At 65.1% G+C, this 16,484-nt stretch carries 16 protein-coding genes; 8 read left to right on the top strand and 8 right to left on the bottom strand.

Features of this window, described 5'->3' with window-relative positions; all coding sequences use genetic code 11:
• Together AX729_RS04815 and AX729_RS04810 are read left to right on the top strand one after the other, a co-directional pair.
• Entirely contained in the window at window positions 1-1,734 is a 1,734-nt protein-coding gene (locus AX729_RS04815) for an FAD-dependent oxidoreductase (RefSeq protein ID WP_061020765.1), read from the top strand.
• A 17-nt stretch (window positions 1,735-1,751) separates the two neighbouring features.
• Window positions 1,752-2,546 (top strand): IclR family transcriptional regulator, encoded by a 795-nt coding sequence (locus tag AX729_RS04810; RefSeq protein ID WP_061020764.1) that lies wholly within the window; start codon window positions 1,752-1,754, stop codon window positions 2,544-2,546.
• 121 nt (window positions 2,547-2,667) lie between these two features.
• Here AX729_RS04810 and AX729_RS04805 read toward each other — a convergent pair whose 3' ends face one another.
• The 5 genes from AX729_RS04805 to AX729_RS04785 all read right to left on the bottom strand — a co-directional run bounded on the left by AX729_RS04805 (window position 2,668) and on the right by AX729_RS04785 (window position 8,173).
• Window positions 2,668-3,447, bottom strand: a complete 780-nt coding sequence (locus AX729_RS04805; protein WP_061020763.1) for an SDR family NAD(P)-dependent oxidoreductase — start codon at window positions 3,445-3,447, stop codon at window positions 2,668-2,670.
• Between the two features lie 39 nt (window positions 3,448-3,486).
• Window positions 3,487-4,230 carry an aspartate/glutamate racemase family protein gene (locus AX729_RS04800; RefSeq protein WP_061020762.1) on the bottom strand — a complete coding sequence of 248 codons (744 nt, stop codon included), beginning with the start codon at window positions 4,228-4,230 and terminating at the stop codon, window positions 3,487-3,489.
• A gap of 10 nt (window positions 4,231-4,240) precedes the next feature.
• Window positions 4,241-5,506 (bottom strand): NAD(P)/FAD-dependent oxidoreductase, encoded by a 1,266-nt coding sequence (locus tag AX729_RS04795; protein ID WP_061020761.1) that lies wholly within the window; start codon window positions 5,504-5,506, stop codon window positions 4,241-4,243.
• 4 nt (window positions 5,507-5,510) lie between these two features.
• Window positions 5,511-7,172: a thiamine pyrophosphate-binding protein gene (locus AX729_RS04790; RefSeq protein ID WP_061020760.1), complete on the bottom strand. Its 1,662-nt coding sequence runs from the start codon at window positions 7,170-7,172 to the stop codon at window positions 5,511-5,513.
• A gap of 254 nt (window positions 7,173-7,426) precedes the next feature.
• Window positions 7,427-8,173 carry a metallophosphoesterase family protein gene (locus AX729_RS04785; RefSeq protein WP_061020759.1) on the bottom strand — a complete coding sequence of 249 codons (747 nt, stop codon included), beginning with the start codon at window positions 8,171-8,173 and terminating at the stop codon, window positions 7,427-7,429.
• Window positions 8,174-8,393: 220 nt separating this feature from the next.
• On the opposite strand from AX729_RS04785, the gene AX729_RS04780 reads away from it, so the two are divergent.
• Window positions 8,394-9,083, top strand: a complete 690-nt coding sequence (locus tag AX729_RS04780) for an aspartate/glutamate racemase family protein (protein WP_061020758.1) — start codon at window positions 8,394-8,396, stop codon at window positions 9,081-9,083.
• Window positions 9,084-9,209: 126 nt separating this feature from the next.
• A complete protein-coding gene (locus AX729_RS04775) occupies window positions 9,210-9,617 on the top strand; it encodes a nuclear transport factor 2 family protein (protein WP_061020757.1) in 408 nt (135 codons plus the stop codon).
• 24 nt (window positions 9,618-9,641) lie between these two features.
• Here AX729_RS04775 and AX729_RS04770 read toward each other — a convergent pair whose 3' ends face one another.
• The gene (locus AX729_RS04770; protein ID WP_156456722.1) at window positions 9,642-10,388 is read right to left on the bottom strand and encodes an HAD family hydrolase; all 747 of its coding nucleotides are present in this window, start codon (window positions 10,386-10,388) and stop codon (window positions 9,642-9,644) included.
• 195 nt (window positions 10,389-10,583) lie between these two features.
• On the opposite strand from AX729_RS04770, the gene AX729_RS04765 reads away from it, so the two are divergent.
• Window positions 10,584-11,432, top strand: a complete 849-nt coding sequence (locus AX729_RS04765) for an SDR family oxidoreductase (RefSeq protein WP_061020756.1) — start codon at window positions 10,584-10,586, stop codon at window positions 11,430-11,432.
• 153 nt (window positions 11,433-11,585) lie between these two features.
• Here the strand turns inward: AX729_RS04765 and AX729_RS04760 are convergent, their stop codons facing one another.
• Window positions 11,586-12,473, bottom strand: coding sequence for a dienelactone hydrolase family protein (locus tag AX729_RS04760; RefSeq protein WP_061020755.1), 888 nt, complete (start codon window positions 12,471-12,473; stop codon window positions 11,586-11,588).
• Window positions 12,474-12,864: 391 nt separating this feature from the next.
• Here AX729_RS04760 and AX729_RS39400 point away from each other — a divergent pair, with 391 nt between their 5' ends.
• Both AX729_RS39400 and AX729_RS04755 read left to right on the top strand, forming a co-directional pair.
• Window positions 12,865-13,005 (top strand): hypothetical protein, encoded by a 141-nt coding sequence (locus tag AX729_RS39400; protein WP_156456718.1) that lies wholly within the window; start codon window positions 12,865-12,867, stop codon window positions 13,003-13,005.
• A 172-nt stretch (window positions 13,006-13,177) separates the two neighbouring features.
• Window positions 13,178-13,756, top strand: coding sequence for a MarR family winged helix-turn-helix transcriptional regulator (locus AX729_RS04755; RefSeq protein ID WP_061020754.1), 579 nt, complete (start codon window positions 13,178-13,180; stop codon window positions 13,754-13,756).
• A gap of 12 nt (window positions 13,757-13,768) precedes the next feature.
• On the opposite strand, the gene AX729_RS04750 is transcribed toward AX729_RS04755, so the two are convergent.
• On the bottom strand, window positions 13,769-14,734 hold the full coding sequence (locus AX729_RS04750) for a hypothetical protein (RefSeq protein WP_061020753.1): 966 nt from the start codon (window positions 14,732-14,734) through the stop codon (window positions 13,769-13,771).
• 818 nt (window positions 14,735-15,552) lie between these two features.
• Between AX729_RS04750 and AX729_RS04745 the strand changes: the two genes are divergently transcribed.
• Complete coding sequence (locus tag AX729_RS04745; RefSeq protein ID WP_061020752.1) at window positions 15,553-16,323, top strand: response regulator transcription factor; 771 nt, start codon at window positions 15,553-15,555, stop codon at window positions 16,321-16,323.
• The last annotated feature ends 161 nt before the right edge of the window (window positions 16,324-16,484 follow it).

Raw genomic sequence — 16,484 nt, 5'->3', positions numbered from 1 at the left:
ATGACCGGCACCGAGCATAGCGCCATTGAGACTTACGAGTGCGACGTGCTCGTGGCCGGATCGGGCTGCTCCGGCATGTCGGCCGCGATCACCGCGCGCCATCGCGGCCTCGATGTGCTGATCGTCGAGAAGGAGCCGCGCTTCGGCGGCACCACCGCGCGCTCCGGCGGCTGGCTCTGGATTCCCGGGACGTCGCTGGCGAAAGCCTACGGCATCGAGGAGACGCCGGAACAGGCCCGCACCTATCTTCGCCACGAAGCCGGCAACAATTACGACGCCGCGCGCGTCGATGCCTTCCTGAGCGCCGGCCCCGAGGCGGTCGATTTCTTCACCTCCAAGACCGCGTTGCGCTTCGACATGCCGCTGGTGTTTCCGGATTATCACGCGGAGGCACCCGGCGGCGCCCAGGGCGGCCGCTCCATGGTGACGCGCCCGTTCGACGGGCGCGAGCTCGGCGACCTCATCAAGACGCTGGGCATGCCGCTGCCCGAGCTGACCGTGTTCGGCATGATGCTGGGAAGCGGCAAGGAGATCATCCATTTCATGCGGGTGACGAAGTCGCTGACCTCGGCGGCCTACGTCGCCAAGCGCCTGTCGCGGCATCTGATGGACGTATTGCGCTACGGCCGCGGCATGACGCTGACCAACGGCAACGCGCTGGCGGGGCGTCTCGCAAAATCCGCGCTCGATCTGAAGATTCCGATGTGGCTGTCCTCGCCGGTGCGCGAGCTGACGGTCGAGAATGGCACCGTCACCGGCGCCATCGTCTCGCGCGATGGACGCGACGTGCGCGTGCGTGCGCGTCAGGGCGTCGTGCTCGCCTGCGGCGGTTTTCCGCATGATGTGGCACGGCGCAAGAAGATGTTTCCGCATGCACCGACCGGCAACGAGCATTATTCGCCGGGGCCGACCGGCAACACCGGGGATGGACTGCGTCTGGCGGAAGCCGCCGGCGGGCATGTCGAGGATCGCCTGCCGAATGCGGCAGCCTGGGTGCCGGTGTCGCTGACCACGCGCAAGGACGGCTCGAAGGGCGTGATGCCGCATTTCATCGATCGCGCCAAACCCGGCGTGATCGCGGTGATGCGCGACGGCAAACGTTTTGCCAATGAAGGCAACTCCTATCACGACTTCGTCCAGGCCATGATCAAGGCTGCCAGGCCCGGCGAGGAGATCGCGGCCTTCCTCGTCTGCGATCACAAGACGTTGCGCAAATACGGCCTGGGCTGCGTGCCGCCCTTCCCGATGCCGCTGGGTCATCACCTAAATACCGGCTATCTCATGCGCGGCGACACGCTGGAGGCACTGGCGGCCAAGGCCGGGATCGATGCCAAGGCGTTCGTCGAAACGGTCAGGCAGTTCAATGCGACCGCGCCGCTGGGTCACGATGCCGCCTTCGGTAAGGGCTCGAAAGCCTATAACCGCTACCAGGGCGACGCGATGCACGGCCCCAACCCCTGCGTCGCGCCGATCGAGAACGGGCCGTTTTACGCGATCAAGATGGTGGTCGGCGATCTCGGCACCTATGCCGGCATCGTCACCGACGAGAACGCCCGCGCGCTCGACGCCGAGGGCCGTGTGATTCCCGGGCTCTATGCCGCCGGCAACGACATGGCGAGCATCATGGGCGGCAACTATCCCGGCGCCGGCATCACGCTTGGGCCGGCGCTGACCTTCGGCTACATTGCCGGCCGGCATCTCGCCGACAACGCCGCCAAGCGCAACGCGGCGTAAGCCACGCCAGGAGGCGCATGAAGAGGGAAAGCCGCGGCATCCAGTCGATCGAGGTCGGCGGCGAATTGCTCCGCGCGCTCGCGAGGAGCGGCGAGCCGATGATGCTGCGCGATCTCGCCCGCGAAGCCGGCATGACGCCCGCCAAGGCGCATCCCTATCTCGCCAGCTTCTCCCGCATCGGCCTGATCGAGCAGGACGAGACCACCGGCCGCTACGAAATCGGCGCGCTGGCGCTGGAGCTCGGCCTGATCAGCCTGCGCCGTCTCTCGGGCGTGCGCATCGCGCGTCCTAGGATCGCGGCGCTCGCGAACCAGATCGGACATGCAGTCTCGCTCGCCGTCTGGGGCACGTACGGTCCAACCGTGGTGCAACTCGAAGAGCCGGCCCAGCCGGTGCATATCGTGATGCGGGCCGGTTCGGTGATGGCACTGCTGGAGACCGCGACGGGCCGCGCCTTTGCGGCGTTCCTGCCGGAGAAGACGATCACTGCCGCGCTCGAAAGCGGGCTCGATCGTCACGGCGTCGGCTACAATCCGAAGCGCGCGGTGAAAGGCGCGAAGGTCGCCGAGATGCTCGCCGAAGTCCGCAAGCACGGCCTTGCCCGCGCGCTCGGCGATCCCCTGCCCGGCGTCAACGCATTCTCGGCGCCGGTGTTCGACCATTCCGGCCACGTCGCGCTGGTCATCACCGCGATGGGGCCGGAAGGCACGTTCGATGCGCGCTGGGACAGCCCGATCGCGCATGCGCTGCGCGACTGCGCCGGCGGCATCTCGAAACGGCTCGGCCACGGCATGACGGTCGCGGCGGAGTGAGAGTCTGAGCCACGCCGTCATGGCCGGGCTTGTCCCGGCCATCCACGCATCGCGACAATCGCCGGAAGACGTGGATGCCCGGGTCAAGCCCGGGCATGACGACGGAGATGCAGCGCGCTTCCTACTTGTCCTTCACAGGCACCGTATAATTCAGGATCAGCCTTCCACCGTCCGGATAGATCGTCTGGCCCGTAATATACGACGCATCGTCGCTGGCGAGGAACGCCACGACCGACGCCACCTCGCTCGGCTCGCCGCCGCGGCCGGCGGGCGTCCGCGACATCACGGTCTTGCGGGCCTCCTCCGAGGTGTAGATGGATGAGGCCACCATGTCGGTCAGGATCGTGCCGGGCCCGACCGCGACCACGCGGATATTGTGCGGAGCCAGGGCCACCGCGGCGACCGAGGTGAGCTGCTTCATGCCGCCCTTGGACATCGCGTAAGTCGCCAGCGCCGGGATCGCCAGCAGCGCATTCACCGAGGACATGTTGATGATGACCCCGCCACCGCCCTGCGCGATCATCTGCCTGGCCGCCGCCTGCACGCCGAAGAACGCGCCCTTCAGGTTGATGCCGATGATCTCGTCGAACTCCTCTTCGGTAATGTCGAGGATGTCCCGGTTGCGGGCCACGCCCGCATTATTGACCATGATGTCGAGCCGGCCGAACTCCTTCACGGCGGTCGCGACGAGCTGATCCACGTCAGCGCGCCTGGCGACATTGCCGACGATTGTGCGCAAGGCATCGGGACGGCCGAGCTCGGCGGCCGTCGCCGCCAGGCCGTCTGCATCGATATCGGAGATGACGACCTTGACGCCGTCATCCAGGAATCTCTTCGCGCAGGCCTTGCCGATGCCGCGCGCCGCGCCGGTGATGGCGGCGACCTTGCCGGATAGCTTCATGGTTTCGCTCCAGGACTTGTGACGATCTCGCGGACGCGTTCACGCAAAGACGCGCGGGCGCAGTCCGGCGTGAAACCAGGTGATCATGGAATAGATGTCGTAGACCGGCAGCCCGACTTCGGCCTGAAGCGCTGCGGCATAAGGCGGCATGTTGGTGCATTCGAGCACGATGGCGCCGACGTCTGGGTTCTTCGCGACGAGCTCCTTGCCGGCCTCGACCACGTCCCGTTCGGCCTGCGCGACGTCCATGTCGTCCTTCTCGGCCTTGATCAGGACACGGAAGAACTCCTTGCCGTTCTCGGTGCCGACCAGCGGCGTGTCGAGCGGCACGCCGGCGCCTTCGAGATGGGCCGGCGTCAAGGTCGAGCCCGACACCGTGACGAGGCCGACGCGCTTGCCCGGCGGCAAGGTCGCTTGCACCCAGGGCACCTGCATCAGCGACGAGGTCGCAACGGGAACGCCGACGGCCGCCGCGATCTCCTTCTGGAACAGCGAGAGGAAGCCGCAATTGGTGGTGATGGCTTCGGCCCCGAGCCGCACCAGATCCCTGGCGGCGTCGATGAAGTCAGGCAGCAGGCCGGCTGCGCCCTTCAGCACCACCTTTTCCGGCGAAGCGCCACTCACCACGCGATAGAGCACGGGGAACGGCCAGGTGGTGCCGTTGCCCATGTCACCGGGAATGCGGGGGAAGCGCGCCTCAAGCATCAGGATGCCGAGCGGTGCGCCATAGATGGCCTTGCCGCCACGAGCGATGCGGGAGGACGGATTTGCTGAAGCGGTCATGGTGCAAATCTCACAGGAAACGATCGGGCGCGAAGGGACCGAGCGGAATCTCAGGCTGCTTGCCGCTCAGGAGCTGTGCGACGAGACGGCCGGTGCGGGCCGAGCCGACCAGGCCGACATGGCCGTGGCCGAAGGCATAGACGATGTCGCGCGAGGCGCGCGCATAGCCGATGCAGGGACGTCCATCCGGCATGCTCGGACGATGGCCGAACCAGGTCTTGACGCGGGAGGCTGGAATGTCCTTCGGCAGCTTTGGGAACATGCTGAGGAGGTGGTTGCGCAGGATTTCGGCGCGCTTCCAGTTCGGCGCTGCCTCCAGGCCGGCGATCTCGACCGTACCGGCAGCGCGCAGACCCTTGTCGGTCCAGTTCACGACCATCTTGGCGTCGGATGCCATCATCGAGCTGCGCGGGCCGGACTCCGGGTTCTCGATCACGACGTGATAGCCACGCTCGGTCTCGAGCGGGAGGGGATCGCCGACCGACGCGGTGAGCTGCTTCGATCGCGCGCCGGCGGCGACAACAGCGGCATCGCAAGCGATCTCGCCGGTCTCAGTGAGGACGGCTACGAGCTTGTTGCCATCGAGCTTGAGTCCCGTCGCCTTGGCCCGCACGTGCCTGGCACCGCTCGCGAACGCATGCTGCGCGAGAGCTGCGACATAAGCCCCGGGGTTGCGGCAGCGGCCAGCCTCCTCCACCACCACGCCAAAGGTGTAGCGCGGATGCAGATCGGGCTCGCGCTGACGCATCTCATCGGCGTTGAGCTCCAGCCACTGGACGCCGACCTTCTTGCGCAGGCGCCAGCCGAGATCGTTGTCGAAATTGCCGCGCGACGGGAAGACATGCATCACGCCGTTGCGCTCGATCAGCTCGGGCACGCCGGCCTCTTCCGCGAGCTTCCGGTGCAGTAGCGGTGCGTCCTTCAGCAGGTCGCGCAGCGCAAATGCCGTCGTCTCGACCCGCGCCGCGGTCCAGCCCGAGAGCAGATACTTGATCAGCCAGGGCAACGCCTTCGGCAGATAAGACCAGCGGATCGCGAGCGGACCGAGCGGGTCCAAGAGATATCCCGGCACCTTCCTCCAGATGCCCGGCTCGGCCGGCGGGATCACCGAATGCGACGACAGCCAGCCGGCGTTGCCGTAACTGGCGGCCTGTTCGCCGCCGGGCTCGCCCGGGTCGATCAGCGTGACGCGATGGCCCTCGCGCAGCGCCTCGATCGCGCTGATCACACCGACCGCGCCGGCCCCGATGATGGCAACGTGGCGGCCGGCCGCCATTGCCTTAAGCCTTCACCGCAGGGACGAAGTCCTTGCCGACCGAGATCGCGCGCGGATCGATGATGCAGTGGAGGATCGCCGGCTTGCCCGAGGCCAGCGCGCGCTCGAATGCCGGCGCGAACTCTTCGGTGCGCTCCACGCGCTCACCATGGCCGCCGAACGCTTTCGCGTACATCGCGAAATCCGGGTTCTTGAGCTGGGTGCCGACGACGCGGCCGGGATAGTCGCGCTCCTGGTGCATGCGGATGGTGCCGTATTGCGAATTGTCGATGATGATGACGATCAGTGGCGCGTCATACTGCACGGCTGTCGCGAATTCCTGGCCATTCATCAGGATGCAGCCGTCGCCGGCAAAGGCGACGACGACGCGATCCGGATAGTGCCGCTTTGCCATCACGCCCGCCGGCACACCGTAGCCCATCGAGCCCGAGGTTGGCGCGAGCTGGGCCGCAAAGCTGTGGAAGCGGTGATGGCGATGGATCCAGCCGGCATAATTGCCGGCGCCGTTGCAAACGATGGCGTCCTTCGGCAGGCGGTCGCGCAGCCAGGTCATCACCTGGCCGTACTGGAACCTGCCCGGCAGCTCGCGCGCCTTGTCGGTCCAGGCGAGATAATCGGCATGTGCCTTGGCGGCCTCGCCCTTCCAGGCCACCGCGCCGGCGGGCTTCAGCGGCTCGACGGCGGCAGCGAAGGCGGCCGGCGTCGCCTGGATCGCAAGCGCCGGCTGATAGACCCGGCCGAGCTCTTCCGAGCCCGGGTGCACATGGATCAGCTTCTGTTGCGGCGTCGGAATGTCCAGCAGCGTGTAGGACGAGGACGGCATCTCCGACATGCGGCCGCCGATGAGCAGGATGACATCGGCGCCCTCGATGCGCGCCTTCAGGCCCGGGCTCGGGCCGATGCCGAGATCGCCGGCATAGTGCGAATGATCGGCATCGATCAGCGAGGCCCGGCGGAACGAGGTCGCGACGGGCAGATCGAAGCGCTCGGCAAAGCGCGCGATGCTCTTGGTCGCCTCATCGGTCCAGCGTGTGCCGCCGAGAATGACGAGCGGCGCCTTTGCGCTCGCAAGCATCGCACCGACGCGTTCGATATCGGCAGGCGCCGGCCAACTGACGGCGGGCTCGATGCGCTTGGCATCGGCCACGGCGGCGGTCTCGGTCAGCATGTTCTCCGGCAGCGCGATCACCACCGGGCCCGGGCGGCCCTGCATGGCGACGCGGAAGGCGCGCGCGACCAGCTCCGGAATGCGGTCGGGGCGATCGATCTCGACCGCCCATTTCGCCATGGTGCCGAACACCGCCTTGTAGTCGAGCTCCTGGAACGCCTCGCGCTCGCGCATGCCGGTATCGACCTGGCCGACGAACAGGATCATCGGCGTCGAATCCTGCATCGCGATGTGGACGCCGTGGCTGGCATTGGTCGCGCCGGGGCCGCGGGTGACGAAGCAGACACCAGGCCGCCCCGTGAGCTTGCCATAGGCCTCCGCCATCATCGCCGCGCCACCTTCGGCGCGGCAGATCACGACGTCGATCGGGCTGTCATGCAGCGCATCGAGCGCCGCCAGATAGCTCTCGCCCGGCACGCAGGTGACGCGCTCGACGCCTTGGGCGACGAGCTGATCGATCAGGATCTGGCCCCCGGTGCGGGTGTTGCGGATGGTCATGTCGGCTCCCTCGAGACTTCGGCGATGCCCCTCACCGCCTCGCAAAATTCGTTCGGAGGTGGCGTAGGACAGGCCGACAGGACGCGCAAGATCGAAAGGCTTTTCGCAGCCTGCGCAGGCGGCATGCCCGTCCCTGCCGTTTGCACGACCGCCGGTGCCGCGGCCGCTTGACCAGGCCCGCGAACAGATACCGGAGAGCTTGGAGCTCCGCAGCTTCAGAGGAGCGCGGCGTGCCTTTCTGACCCGGTGCCGGCCTAACTCCGCTCCGGCCGAACCCAACCGGTTGCAATCGCGCTCGCCCAGGTGAGCATGCCCTTGCGGCGCGCCAGTGCGGCCATGGCGGCGCTATCGTAGGGCACGTAGCGGATGCTCGCGGACCAGCCTCCTCCGGCATGCTCCAATATGGCGTAGCACGCGTGAGGCGTGCCGAGCTCGACGACGTAAGGCACAGGCAATCTTCCATCGTAACCGGGCAACCCAACGCTGCCGGGATTTACGACCAGTCGCCCATCCCTCAGACGAACAATCCTTGGAATGTGAGTGTGCCCGCACAGGATGATTTGGGCATCGATCCCTTCGGCCTCGACCTCGATCTCCTCGATCGAACTGGCGCGCACCACACCGCTCTCACTTATCGTGTCGAGCCAGAAGGCAGCATCGTTGGTAGGCGATGCGTGGCACAGGAACACCCGGTCTTTGTACATCAGAGTGGACGGCATATCAGCCATCCACTCGAAATGCCTGCGCTCAAGCTGTTGAAAATCGCTCCGTGAGGAAGTGCCCGCCTGCCGGAGCTCCAGTAGGATGCGGTCCTGATCTCCCCGCACCGACGGAAATCCCCGCTCGATGAGCAGGTCTGCAGTTCCGGCCGCCTCGAGCGGTCCGCTGACGTGGTCTCCAAGGTTCACGACGTCGTCGATACCGAGCGCGGCAATGTCCGCAAGGACGGCGTCCAGCGCCGGACGATTCCCGTGCACATCCGCGATCGCAGCAAGTTTCATTTGGCCCTCCCAGTCGAGATGGCCGACGGCTCACGCAATGCGGGACGATGCAGGGATAGCGGTTCTCTTTAGCTGCATTTTTAGATGCGCCCGCAAGCTGAGGATCAAATCGGCGCGAGGGAATGATGGCACGGCGGAGCTGCCACAATCAAGGGACGGCTTCCGAGCTTCGGCGTCTTCGTCTACGATCCGGCCGAGGCAACTGTTCTGGAGCACTCGAATGCAAACCATTGGCCTGATCGGGGGCATGAGCTGGGAGAGCACCGCGCTCTACTACAAGCTGATCAACGAGCGGGTCCGCGATCGCATGGGCAAGCTGCATTCGGCACCCTTGTTGATGTATTCCTACGATTTCGAGGAGATCAAACAAATGCAATACGCCGGCCGCTGGCAGGAGGCAGCGGCCAGCCTGGCGGAGGTCGCACAGCGGCTCGAAAGCGCCGGGGCGCGTGCAATCGTGCTCTGCACGAACACGATGCATAAACTGGCACCCGAGATCATATCGAGCGTGGCCGTTCCGTTCATTCACATCGGCGACGCGACGGCGCAGCGAATTCGGGCCAAGGGATACCGGCGGGTCGGGCTGCTCGGCACCAAGTTCACGATGGAGCAGGATTTCTACATCGACCGGTTGCGCGCGCATGATCTCGACGTGCTGATTCCTCCGGCCGACGCGCGCGCGGACGTGAACCGCATCATCTACGACGAGCTCTGCCTCGGGAACGTCGCCGCTCCCTCGCGCCGTCGCTACCAGGAGGTGATGGCAGCCCTCGTCGCCCGCGGCGCCGAATGCATGATCCTCGGCTGCACCGAGATCACGATGCTGGTCGGCCAGGACGACACCTCGGTCGAAACGTTCGACACGACGGCCATTCACGCCGAGACGGCAGCCGATTTTGCGATCGGATGATGCGTTTTCGCCCGCCTCCCCGCGTGGATCGCCGACGAAGCGGGCGCGCTCTTGAATGCTGCACTGCGGCCAAGATCGACGGAAGTCGCGCTTGATTTTTGCCTGTCCTTGCGCCACCCGAGAGCGATGGGAAATGACAGCAAGGTCATCGCCGCCAACGCGGCCTTTTACGCCGCGTTCTCAGCAGGCGACTTTGCCGGTATGGAGCGGATGTGGGCGGATGACGACGCCATCTCCTGCATCCATCCCGGCTGGCCGGCCATCATCGGACGCTCCACCGTGATCGGGAGCTGGCGCGACATCCTGCAAAACCCGGAGCGGCCGCAGATCGTCTGCGCCGAGCCGCAGGCGATCGTCGACGGCGACAGCGCGCGCGTGCTCTGCATCGAGATCGTCGATGGCACCGCTTTGGCCGCCGCGAACCATTTTCGCCGCGTCGGCGACGACTGGCGCCTGGTGCACCATCAGTCCAGCCCGATCGCGCAGATAATCGAACAGGCTGAGGACGATAGAACGAGCCACCGGGTCCACTGAACGCAGCGATCACGCGGGCGTGATCTACTGTGCATGGGGTTGTTTTTCGATCTTTTGTTGGGCGGCACCGAGTTCCGACAGGTCGTCCAACACGACCTGCGCCGCCGTGAAGTCATCGTCTCCAAAGAACATGCTGCGCGTGATCAGAACCGGGATGCCGGCGCGCGAGGCCGCAATCAGGCCGTTGGCGGAATCCTCAATCGCGACGCAATCCGACGCGTCCAGCTTCAGCCGCGCCAGGATCTCGAGATAGACGTCCGGCGCAGGCTTCTTGTGCGGCACGTCATCGCCGGCGACGATCGCGTCGAAGTCCCCCGCCCAGCGCTTGCCCAGCGCCCGCGACAGCAACGCATCGATATTGCCGTGCGAGGTGGTGGTCGCAATTGCCAGCCGCTGCCCGCGTGCCCGGGCCGCAGCGAGCTGATCCGTCACGCCGGGCCTCAAGGGGCAGCAGCCGGTCTCCACCAGTTCGGCATAATGCGCGGTCTTGATGCGGTGGAGCTCTGCGATATCCATGTCGGATAATGGTGGAGCGATCCCCAGCCTTGCGTGGTAGGCGCGCATGCGCTCCTTGCCCCCCGTCACGCGCAAGAGCTCCTTGTAGACGGCGCGGTCCCAGTGCCAGTCGAGGCCTCGGCGGACGAAGGCAAGGTTGAAGGCCTGCCGGTGCAGTTCCTCGGTCTCGGCGAGGGTGCCGTCGACGTCGAAGATCAGCGCCGCCGCGCGCCGGATCAGCTCGCCGGCATCACATGGCCCGGCATCACATGGCATTGCCCCCGGCGCTTCCGCCTGAATGATCGACCCGGTCGCCAACGATGCCTCCTCCCGACCTGCCTGTGACGAGCGAGCATCCCGCGAAGCGACAGGCGCGACAAATCGCAATATCTTTTGCCGGACCCAAAAATCTCTTATGAGCGAGAGGCGCACGACGGCGCGAACGGGAACTCCGACCTGCACAGGAGACGCATGCGGCTCTTCATCCTTGGCCTCGGCTACAGTGCCCGGCACTTCGTCCGCAAACACGGCGACAGCTTCTCGCATATCGCCGGCACCGTGCGCGACCCCGCGCAGCGGAACGATCTCTCCGGCCTCGAGGTGCATGCCTTTTCCGGCGGCGCCCCGTCAAGCGACACGGCTCAACAGGTTCGCGAGGCCGACGTGCTAGTGGTGTCGATCCCGCCCGGCACCACCGGCGATCCCGCCATCGCGGCGTTCGGCGACCTGCTGGCGGACGGTCGGCGCAAGGTCGTCTATCTCTCCACCATCGGCGTCTATGGCGATCACGCCGGCGGATGGGTCGACGAGAGCACGCCGCCGCAGGCGACGCTCGAGAGAACGCGCATGCGCGTTGCTGCGGAGCAGGCCTGGACAGAGGTGACACACGGCGATGCCGCGGTCCTGCGGCTTGCCGGCATCTACGGCCCTGGCCGCAACGCGCTGGCGACGCTGCGCGCGGGAAACGCTCGGCGCATCATCAAGCCGGGACAGGTCTTCAACCGCATCCACGTCGACGACATCGCGCGTGCGATCATGGCCGCGATTCATCGCCACGGCGGCGGCATTTGGAACGTCTGCGACGACGAGCCCGCACCGCCGCAGGACGTGATCTCCTATGCGGCGCAGCTGATGGGCGTTGCGCCGCCGCCCGAAGAGGCGTTCGCCACCGCCGAAATGTCGGCGATGGCCCGCAGCTTCTATGCCGGCAGCGCCCGTGTCTCCAACGCGAATTTGAAGCGCGAGCTCGGCGTCACGCTGGCCTACCCGACCTACCGGCACGGCCTGGATGCGCTGTGGCGGACAGGCGAAGGACGATAGGTGGCGCACCCGTTATGTCTTGGCTCGCGCGATGTCTAAAGCGGAATGGGCTTAGGTTGAATCGATTGCCGCGGCTCGTTCACCTCTCCCGCTGCAGCTATTAAACCTGATCTCAAAAGGGCGGCCGATCGGGCCGCCCTTCGAAACCATGCATCAGCTCAAGACGCCATATTTCTTGAACCAGGCCTGCGCCTGCTTCCAGGCATCTTCCGCGGCCTCCTTGCGATAGCTGCCGCGATAGTCGGCATGGAAGCCGTGCGGCGCTTCGGGGTAGATCTTGAAGTCGGCTGGCTTCTTGCTCTGCTCGAGCGCCGCCTTCATCTGTTCGACCTGGGCGACGGGAATACCCGAATCGGCGCCGCCATAGAGACCGAGCACCGGCGCCTTCATCTCGGGCGCAAGCTGCATCGGGCTCTTCGGCCACACCGGATTGGCAGGATCGACCAACGTGCCATAGAAGGCCACACCCGCCTTGAGCGTGCCGCTGTGGGCGGCATATTCCCAGACCGTGCGGCCGCCCCGGCAGAAGCCGATGATGCCGAGCCTCGTCGTGTCGCCGCCTTGCGATCCCGCCCATGCCGCCGTCGCGTCGAGATCGGACAACAGCTCGGCGTCCGGCTTCGCATTGACGATCGGGAGCAGATCCTTGATGTCCGCGACCTTGGTGAGATCAGTGCCCTTGCGGAAGTAATAGTCGGGTGCGACCGCGAACGCGCCGAGCTTGGCGAGGCGCCGCGTCACGTCCTTGACGTATTCATGCAGGCCGAAGATCTCCATCGCCACGATGATCACCGGCGCCTTTGGGTTGCCGGCCGGCCGGGCGAAATAGGCGGGCATCTCCTCGGAACCGACCTTGATCCTGGCATCGCCGGCCTGGAGGCCGCTGGTGTCGGTCGTGATCGCCTCGGCGCGGACCGGACCTGCCGCAAGCGTATAGCCTGCCGCCACGGCCGCGGTGGCGCTCATGAATCCGCGGCGTGAGACCGGGGCGCTTTTGGTCAGCCCGACGACGTCGGATGTCATGGTGGTTTCGAAGCTCATCGCTCTATTCCTTCCTGCTCATTGCTACCCTCGGGGGCGGCGCATTCGCCAATAGTTGCCGGCCAAACGCAAGTCACCAGCCTGCGAGCCCGCTCGCTTTCGCGCCAAGCCGTCAGGCCCGCAATCGCGCAAGCCGCTGCTGCATGAAGTCGCCGAATGCCAGGATGCCCGCGATCGCGGCTGCCAAGGCGGGATGTTGACGTTGAACGGAGCCGGACTCCCAATGTCAGGCCGGCATTCCCGGTATCGCGTGTGCAGGATTTAACGGTCTAGCTGCATTGCATCGCAACATCCATTAACCGAAGAAAGCGGTTCTCTCCCGGCCGGCCAAGCCACCAGCCGTTGCAGCGAATGCTCTTGCTGGCGTACGCGGAGCGCCCAGGCGCAACAAATGGCAGCTGCAGTGGCGACAATGACACATGATGTTGCTCGCACATCGCACATCCCCGCCAATTCGCCTGCAGGCCATCGTCATTTGATTGAAATTTTCGGAAAATCTGCGCCGCGCGATTTACTCGAACTTTCTTTGTGACGCCCTAGTTCCACGGCCGGAAAGCTCCTTCTCCGGAAACGGGCAGGCTTCTCCCCACGCGCGATCAGCCGTCCGGCAACGGACGAAGGAGCGCCCGAGGGCTTCATCTCGTCCACGCCGATTGCGCTGTCCAAGGTCAATTGACTGCACGTTGTTTCTATCTGGAACTGAAATGAATTTGGCTCGCGAATCGATTGAACTGTTGGAGCAGGCTGCGCGAATTCTTTGGTTCGAAGGCACCAAGCACGGCTTGCGCGACCGCGAATGGATGGCGCTGCGCTTCCTCTCCCGGGCCAACCGGTTCTCGCGAACACCGTCGGCGCTGGCGAGCTACGTCGGCACCACGCGCGGCACCGCCTCGTTCATCATCGGAGAGCTCGAGCGGCTCGGCTACCTCGAAAGAAAGCGCTCGGCCACGGACAAGCGGTCGGTGATGTTGAGCGTGACGCAGCAGGGCAAGAAGTTCCTGGTGCGCGATCCCGTCAACGTCCTCGTCGAGGCGATTGCCGTCCTCGACGACGAGGTCAAGATCCGTTTCCGCGACACCTTCCGGCACGTGCTGGACCAGTCGGATGCCGCCGAGCAGCGCCACCACACCGACGTTTGCAAGCGATGCATCTTCCTGCGGGAAGATCGCACCACCACGGACGGCAAGTCGACCGTCGAGTTCAGTTGCCGCCTGTTTCGCGCAGCGATCGCGGAGGCGGAGGTCGATCTGCTATGCACCAGCTTCGAGCATCACCGTCAATAGAAGGCGGCTCGATCAAGGCGCTGGCTTGCGTGACGAATAGATGACGCCGCCGCTGGCTTCCACCACGAGGCGCCCGTTCTCATTCCTGATCTCCTCGATCCGGCCAAGGCCGGGCACCTGTTGCCCCAGCACGGCCTCGACGACGCCGTTCGGGCCTTGCAGGATCGCAATCCCTTCATAGGCCTGTCGGACCGACCAGCCCTTGATCGTCTTGCGCGGCGCCGACATACGCTCGGGCGCAGGCACCGAGCCCGTGAATTCGGGCGCTGCAACCGAGGCCATCATCGGCCCTTGCTGTGACGCCGGCTGCGATTGCACCATTGCCTGCGCCGGAGTCTGGACCTGGGGCTGAACCTGGGCCTGCACCTGAGCGAGCTTGTCGAGCTTGGCGGTCGAGGACGAACTCACCCGCTCGATCCGGTCCAGGTTCTCGGCAAACCTGCCGAAGCGATCATTCGTCACCTTGCTCGATTGATCGACCGCCGTGCGCAACCCGTCGAGATTTTCCGACACGCCCGACACCTGCTTGCGCAGTTGCGCGACGGTCTCTCGCAGATTCCTGATCTCGGCATTGGCCGCAGCGTTGTTCTGAGCGGGCTGCGTGGTGAGATAGGCGATCACGCCGGTGCAGGCGCAGACCACCAGCATGGCAGCAACTGCCAGAGTTGCGAGCGGCGCGACCCATGTCGGACGGGGTGGCGGCGGCTTCGCCACGATCACGGCCGGCTTGATCACGGCCGGCGCAGGTTTCGGGATCGCCATCTTGTCGAGGCGCGCCTTGGCACGAATACGCTTCAGCCCCTCGAGTGCCTCTTTCGCGAGGACTTCGTCGCTCGTCGCGGCCGATGCACGCTTCGCGCCCCCAGCAGGCTTGCCCGCTCCCGTCGTATTGTTCGGATCGCGCGTCTCCGAAGCTGGCTTCGCCGCCGCGGAAGCATCCGCGGTCGCGTTTGGACGAACTTGTCCATCGGACAACATGTGAAAATGCTCCGTTCGGTTCGATCTGTCGAATGGCGACGTTAGTTGCCGAAGCTTGCCTGAAACGTACGCAGCGAAGAACTTTTCATCTCGCGCGATGCGACACCGCATGAGCAATCGGGTCACGCACGTGGCGATAGTGCGACTCGAAAGACACACACTCGCCGAGATTTCGCCAAGCTTGAGTCATCTCGCCTCGTGTGAGTCGAATTGTCGCATATGGAAAGGCGGACGTCGGCGTCAATCCGCGGTTGAAAACACCGCAACTTGCACGACCCGCAGCAGCACTCAAAATGGCAGTAATTCCACGGGGATGCGGAACCTTGCAACCGCCACGGTGCAAAAGTAGTTAAACATGCAAATCAACTGATGCGATTGAACACACCAAGAAACAACCCGAAACGAATCAACAGCATCAAGCACGTGTAGCAATCGCTTTACGACGCACGCTTGATCGGAAATCGGCAGTTGTTACGGTCCTACTCAAGTGATTCTCGCGAGTTGGCGAGGAGATCGACACAGTCCAGCGGTGTTCGGACGCGATGAGCAACTTGGCGCAACTGTTCTAGGTCGTTTCTCAATCCGCTCCGCGCGGTGATCCGTAGGACACCCGCCGAGCCTCACGTCGTAAGCGTTCAGTATCGAGTCGAAGTAGCAGGCCTGCGAACGCAGGCACTGAATGCGTAGGGCTGCCCGCGAACATCGACACCATAACAACGGTTCGCGGGAAGGAATGTCGTCAAACAGCATCGTTGCCGAGCCGGAGCATCACAACAAACAACCGGCCGCAACAAGTGCGAAACAGGGGCGAAAGACTGATGTATATTATCGTTGATGATCGCGAGAGCGTCGCGAACAGCTACGTCGGAGGGCTCGTTCGCGAAGGCGTGTCGTCCATCGGGTTCTCCTCCGGGGAGTTCTGGGACTGGCTGCGATCTGCGAGTGAATCGGATCTCGCGGCGGTGGATGCCTTTCTCCTCGGGGATTGCGATGCCCGCGGAAGCCTGCCGCGGGCGATGCGCAAGCGTTCCTCGGCTCCCATCATCGCCATGAGCGGCCAGAAGATGCTCAAGAACACGCTGGAGCTGTTCGAATCGGGCGTCGACGACGTCGTGCACGTCCCGATTCACCTGCGCGAAATCCTTGCCCGAACGGCCGCGATCGCGCGCCGCCGGGTGGGCGAGCTGCCGAGGCCCTGCGAGAGCAGGATCCAGGTCTTCTTCAACGGCCGTGACCCCGAGATCGCGGGCCACGCCCTCACCCTGCCCCGCCGCGAACTGCGCATTCTCGAATATATGGTCGCCAACCACGGCAAGTGGATCACCAAGACGCAGATCTTCAACGCGATCTACGGCATCTTCGAGTCCACCTTCGACGAGAGCGTGATCGAGAGTCACGTCAGCAAGCTGCGCAAGAAGCTCCGCGACCGCCTCGGCTTCGACGCGATCGTGGCCCGGCGTTACGTCGGATACCGCCTCAACATCCCGGCCGGCGAGACCCTCGACGAGCCGGTGCAGGAGCTCGACGAGGTCGGCATCCTCCTGAACAGGGCGCACGCCGCCCCGGCCGCATACCCGGCCGGAAACTGACACGGCGCAAGCCTGCGGGCGCAAAGACAACGGCCTCTGCGAAGCACCTTCGCGGAGGCCGTTGCAGTTTTTGGGGTAGAGGCGGCAAGCAGCCGTTCGAGCGCACGCCTCGTCCTTCGAGACGACCGCTACGCGGTCTCCTCAGGATGAGGCTAAGCAGC

Origin of the sequence: Bradyrhizobium sp. CCH5-F6 (assembly GCF_001556045.1) — a bacterium.
GTDB lineage: Bacteria > Pseudomonadota > Alphaproteobacteria > Rhizobiales > Xanthobacteraceae > Bradyrhizobium.
The sequence above is the reverse complement of the archived record's forward strand: the minus strand, read 5'-3'. Positions and strand labels throughout refer to the sequence as shown.

Excerpts from the sequence above, each read along its gene's own strand:
- AX729_RS04770 (WP_156456722.1), bottom strand. The coding sequence starts at position 10,388 with ATGCCATGTGATGCCGGGCCATGTGATGCCGGCGAGCTGATCCGGCGC.
- AX729_RS04805 (WP_061020763.1), bottom strand. The coding sequence starts at position 3,447 with ATGAAGCTATCCGGCAAGGTCGCCGCCATCACCGGCGCGGCGCGCGGC.
- AX729_RS04755 (WP_061020754.1), top strand. The coding sequence starts at position 13,178 with ATGAATTTGGCTCGCGAATCGATTGAACTGTTGGAGCAGGCTGCGCGA.
- AX729_RS04815 (WP_061020765.1), top strand. The coding sequence starts at position 1 with ATGACCGGCACCGAGCATAGCGCCATTGAGACTTACGAGTGCGACGTG.
- AX729_RS04800 (WP_061020762.1), bottom strand. The coding sequence starts at position 4,230 with ATGACCGCTTCAGCAAATCCGTCCTCCCGCATCGCTCGTGGCGGCAAG.
- AX729_RS04790 (WP_061020760.1), bottom strand. The coding sequence starts at position 7,172 with ATGACCATCCGCAACACCCGCACCGGGGGCCAGATCCTGATCGATCAG.
- AX729_RS04775 (WP_061020757.1), top strand. The coding sequence starts at position 9,210 with ATGGGAAATGACAGCAAGGTCATCGCCGCCAACGCGGCCTTTTACGCC.
- AX729_RS04765 (WP_061020756.1), top strand. The coding sequence starts at position 10,584 with ATGCGGCTCTTCATCCTTGGCCTCGGCTACAGTGCCCGGCACTTCGTC.
- AX729_RS39400 (WP_156456718.1), top strand. The coding sequence starts at position 12,865 with ATGGCAGCTGCAGTGGCGACAATGACACATGATGTTGCTCGCACATCG.
- AX729_RS04745 (WP_061020752.1), top strand. The coding sequence starts at position 15,553 with ATGTATATTATCGTTGATGATCGCGAGAGCGTCGCGAACAGCTACGTC.
- AX729_RS04785 (WP_061020759.1), bottom strand. The coding sequence starts at position 8,173 with ATGAAACTTGCTGCGATCGCGGATGTGCACGGGAATCGTCCGGCGCTG.
- AX729_RS04810 (WP_061020764.1), top strand. The coding sequence starts at position 1,752 with ATGAAGAGGGAAAGCCGCGGCATCCAGTCGATCGAGGTCGGCGGCGAA.
- AX729_RS04750 (WP_061020753.1), bottom strand. The coding sequence starts at position 14,734 with ATGTTGTCCGATGGACAAGTTCGTCCAAACGCGACCGCGGATGCTTCC.
- AX729_RS04760 (WP_061020755.1), bottom strand. The coding sequence starts at position 12,473 with ATGAGCTTCGAAACCACCATGACATCCGACGTCGTCGGGCTGACCAAA.
- AX729_RS04780 (WP_061020758.1), top strand. The coding sequence starts at position 8,394 with ATGCAAACCATTGGCCTGATCGGGGGCATGAGCTGGGAGAGCACCGCG.
- AX729_RS04795 (WP_061020761.1), bottom strand. The coding sequence starts at position 5,506 with ATGGCGGCCGGCCGCCACGTTGCCATCATCGGGGCCGGCGCGGTCGGT.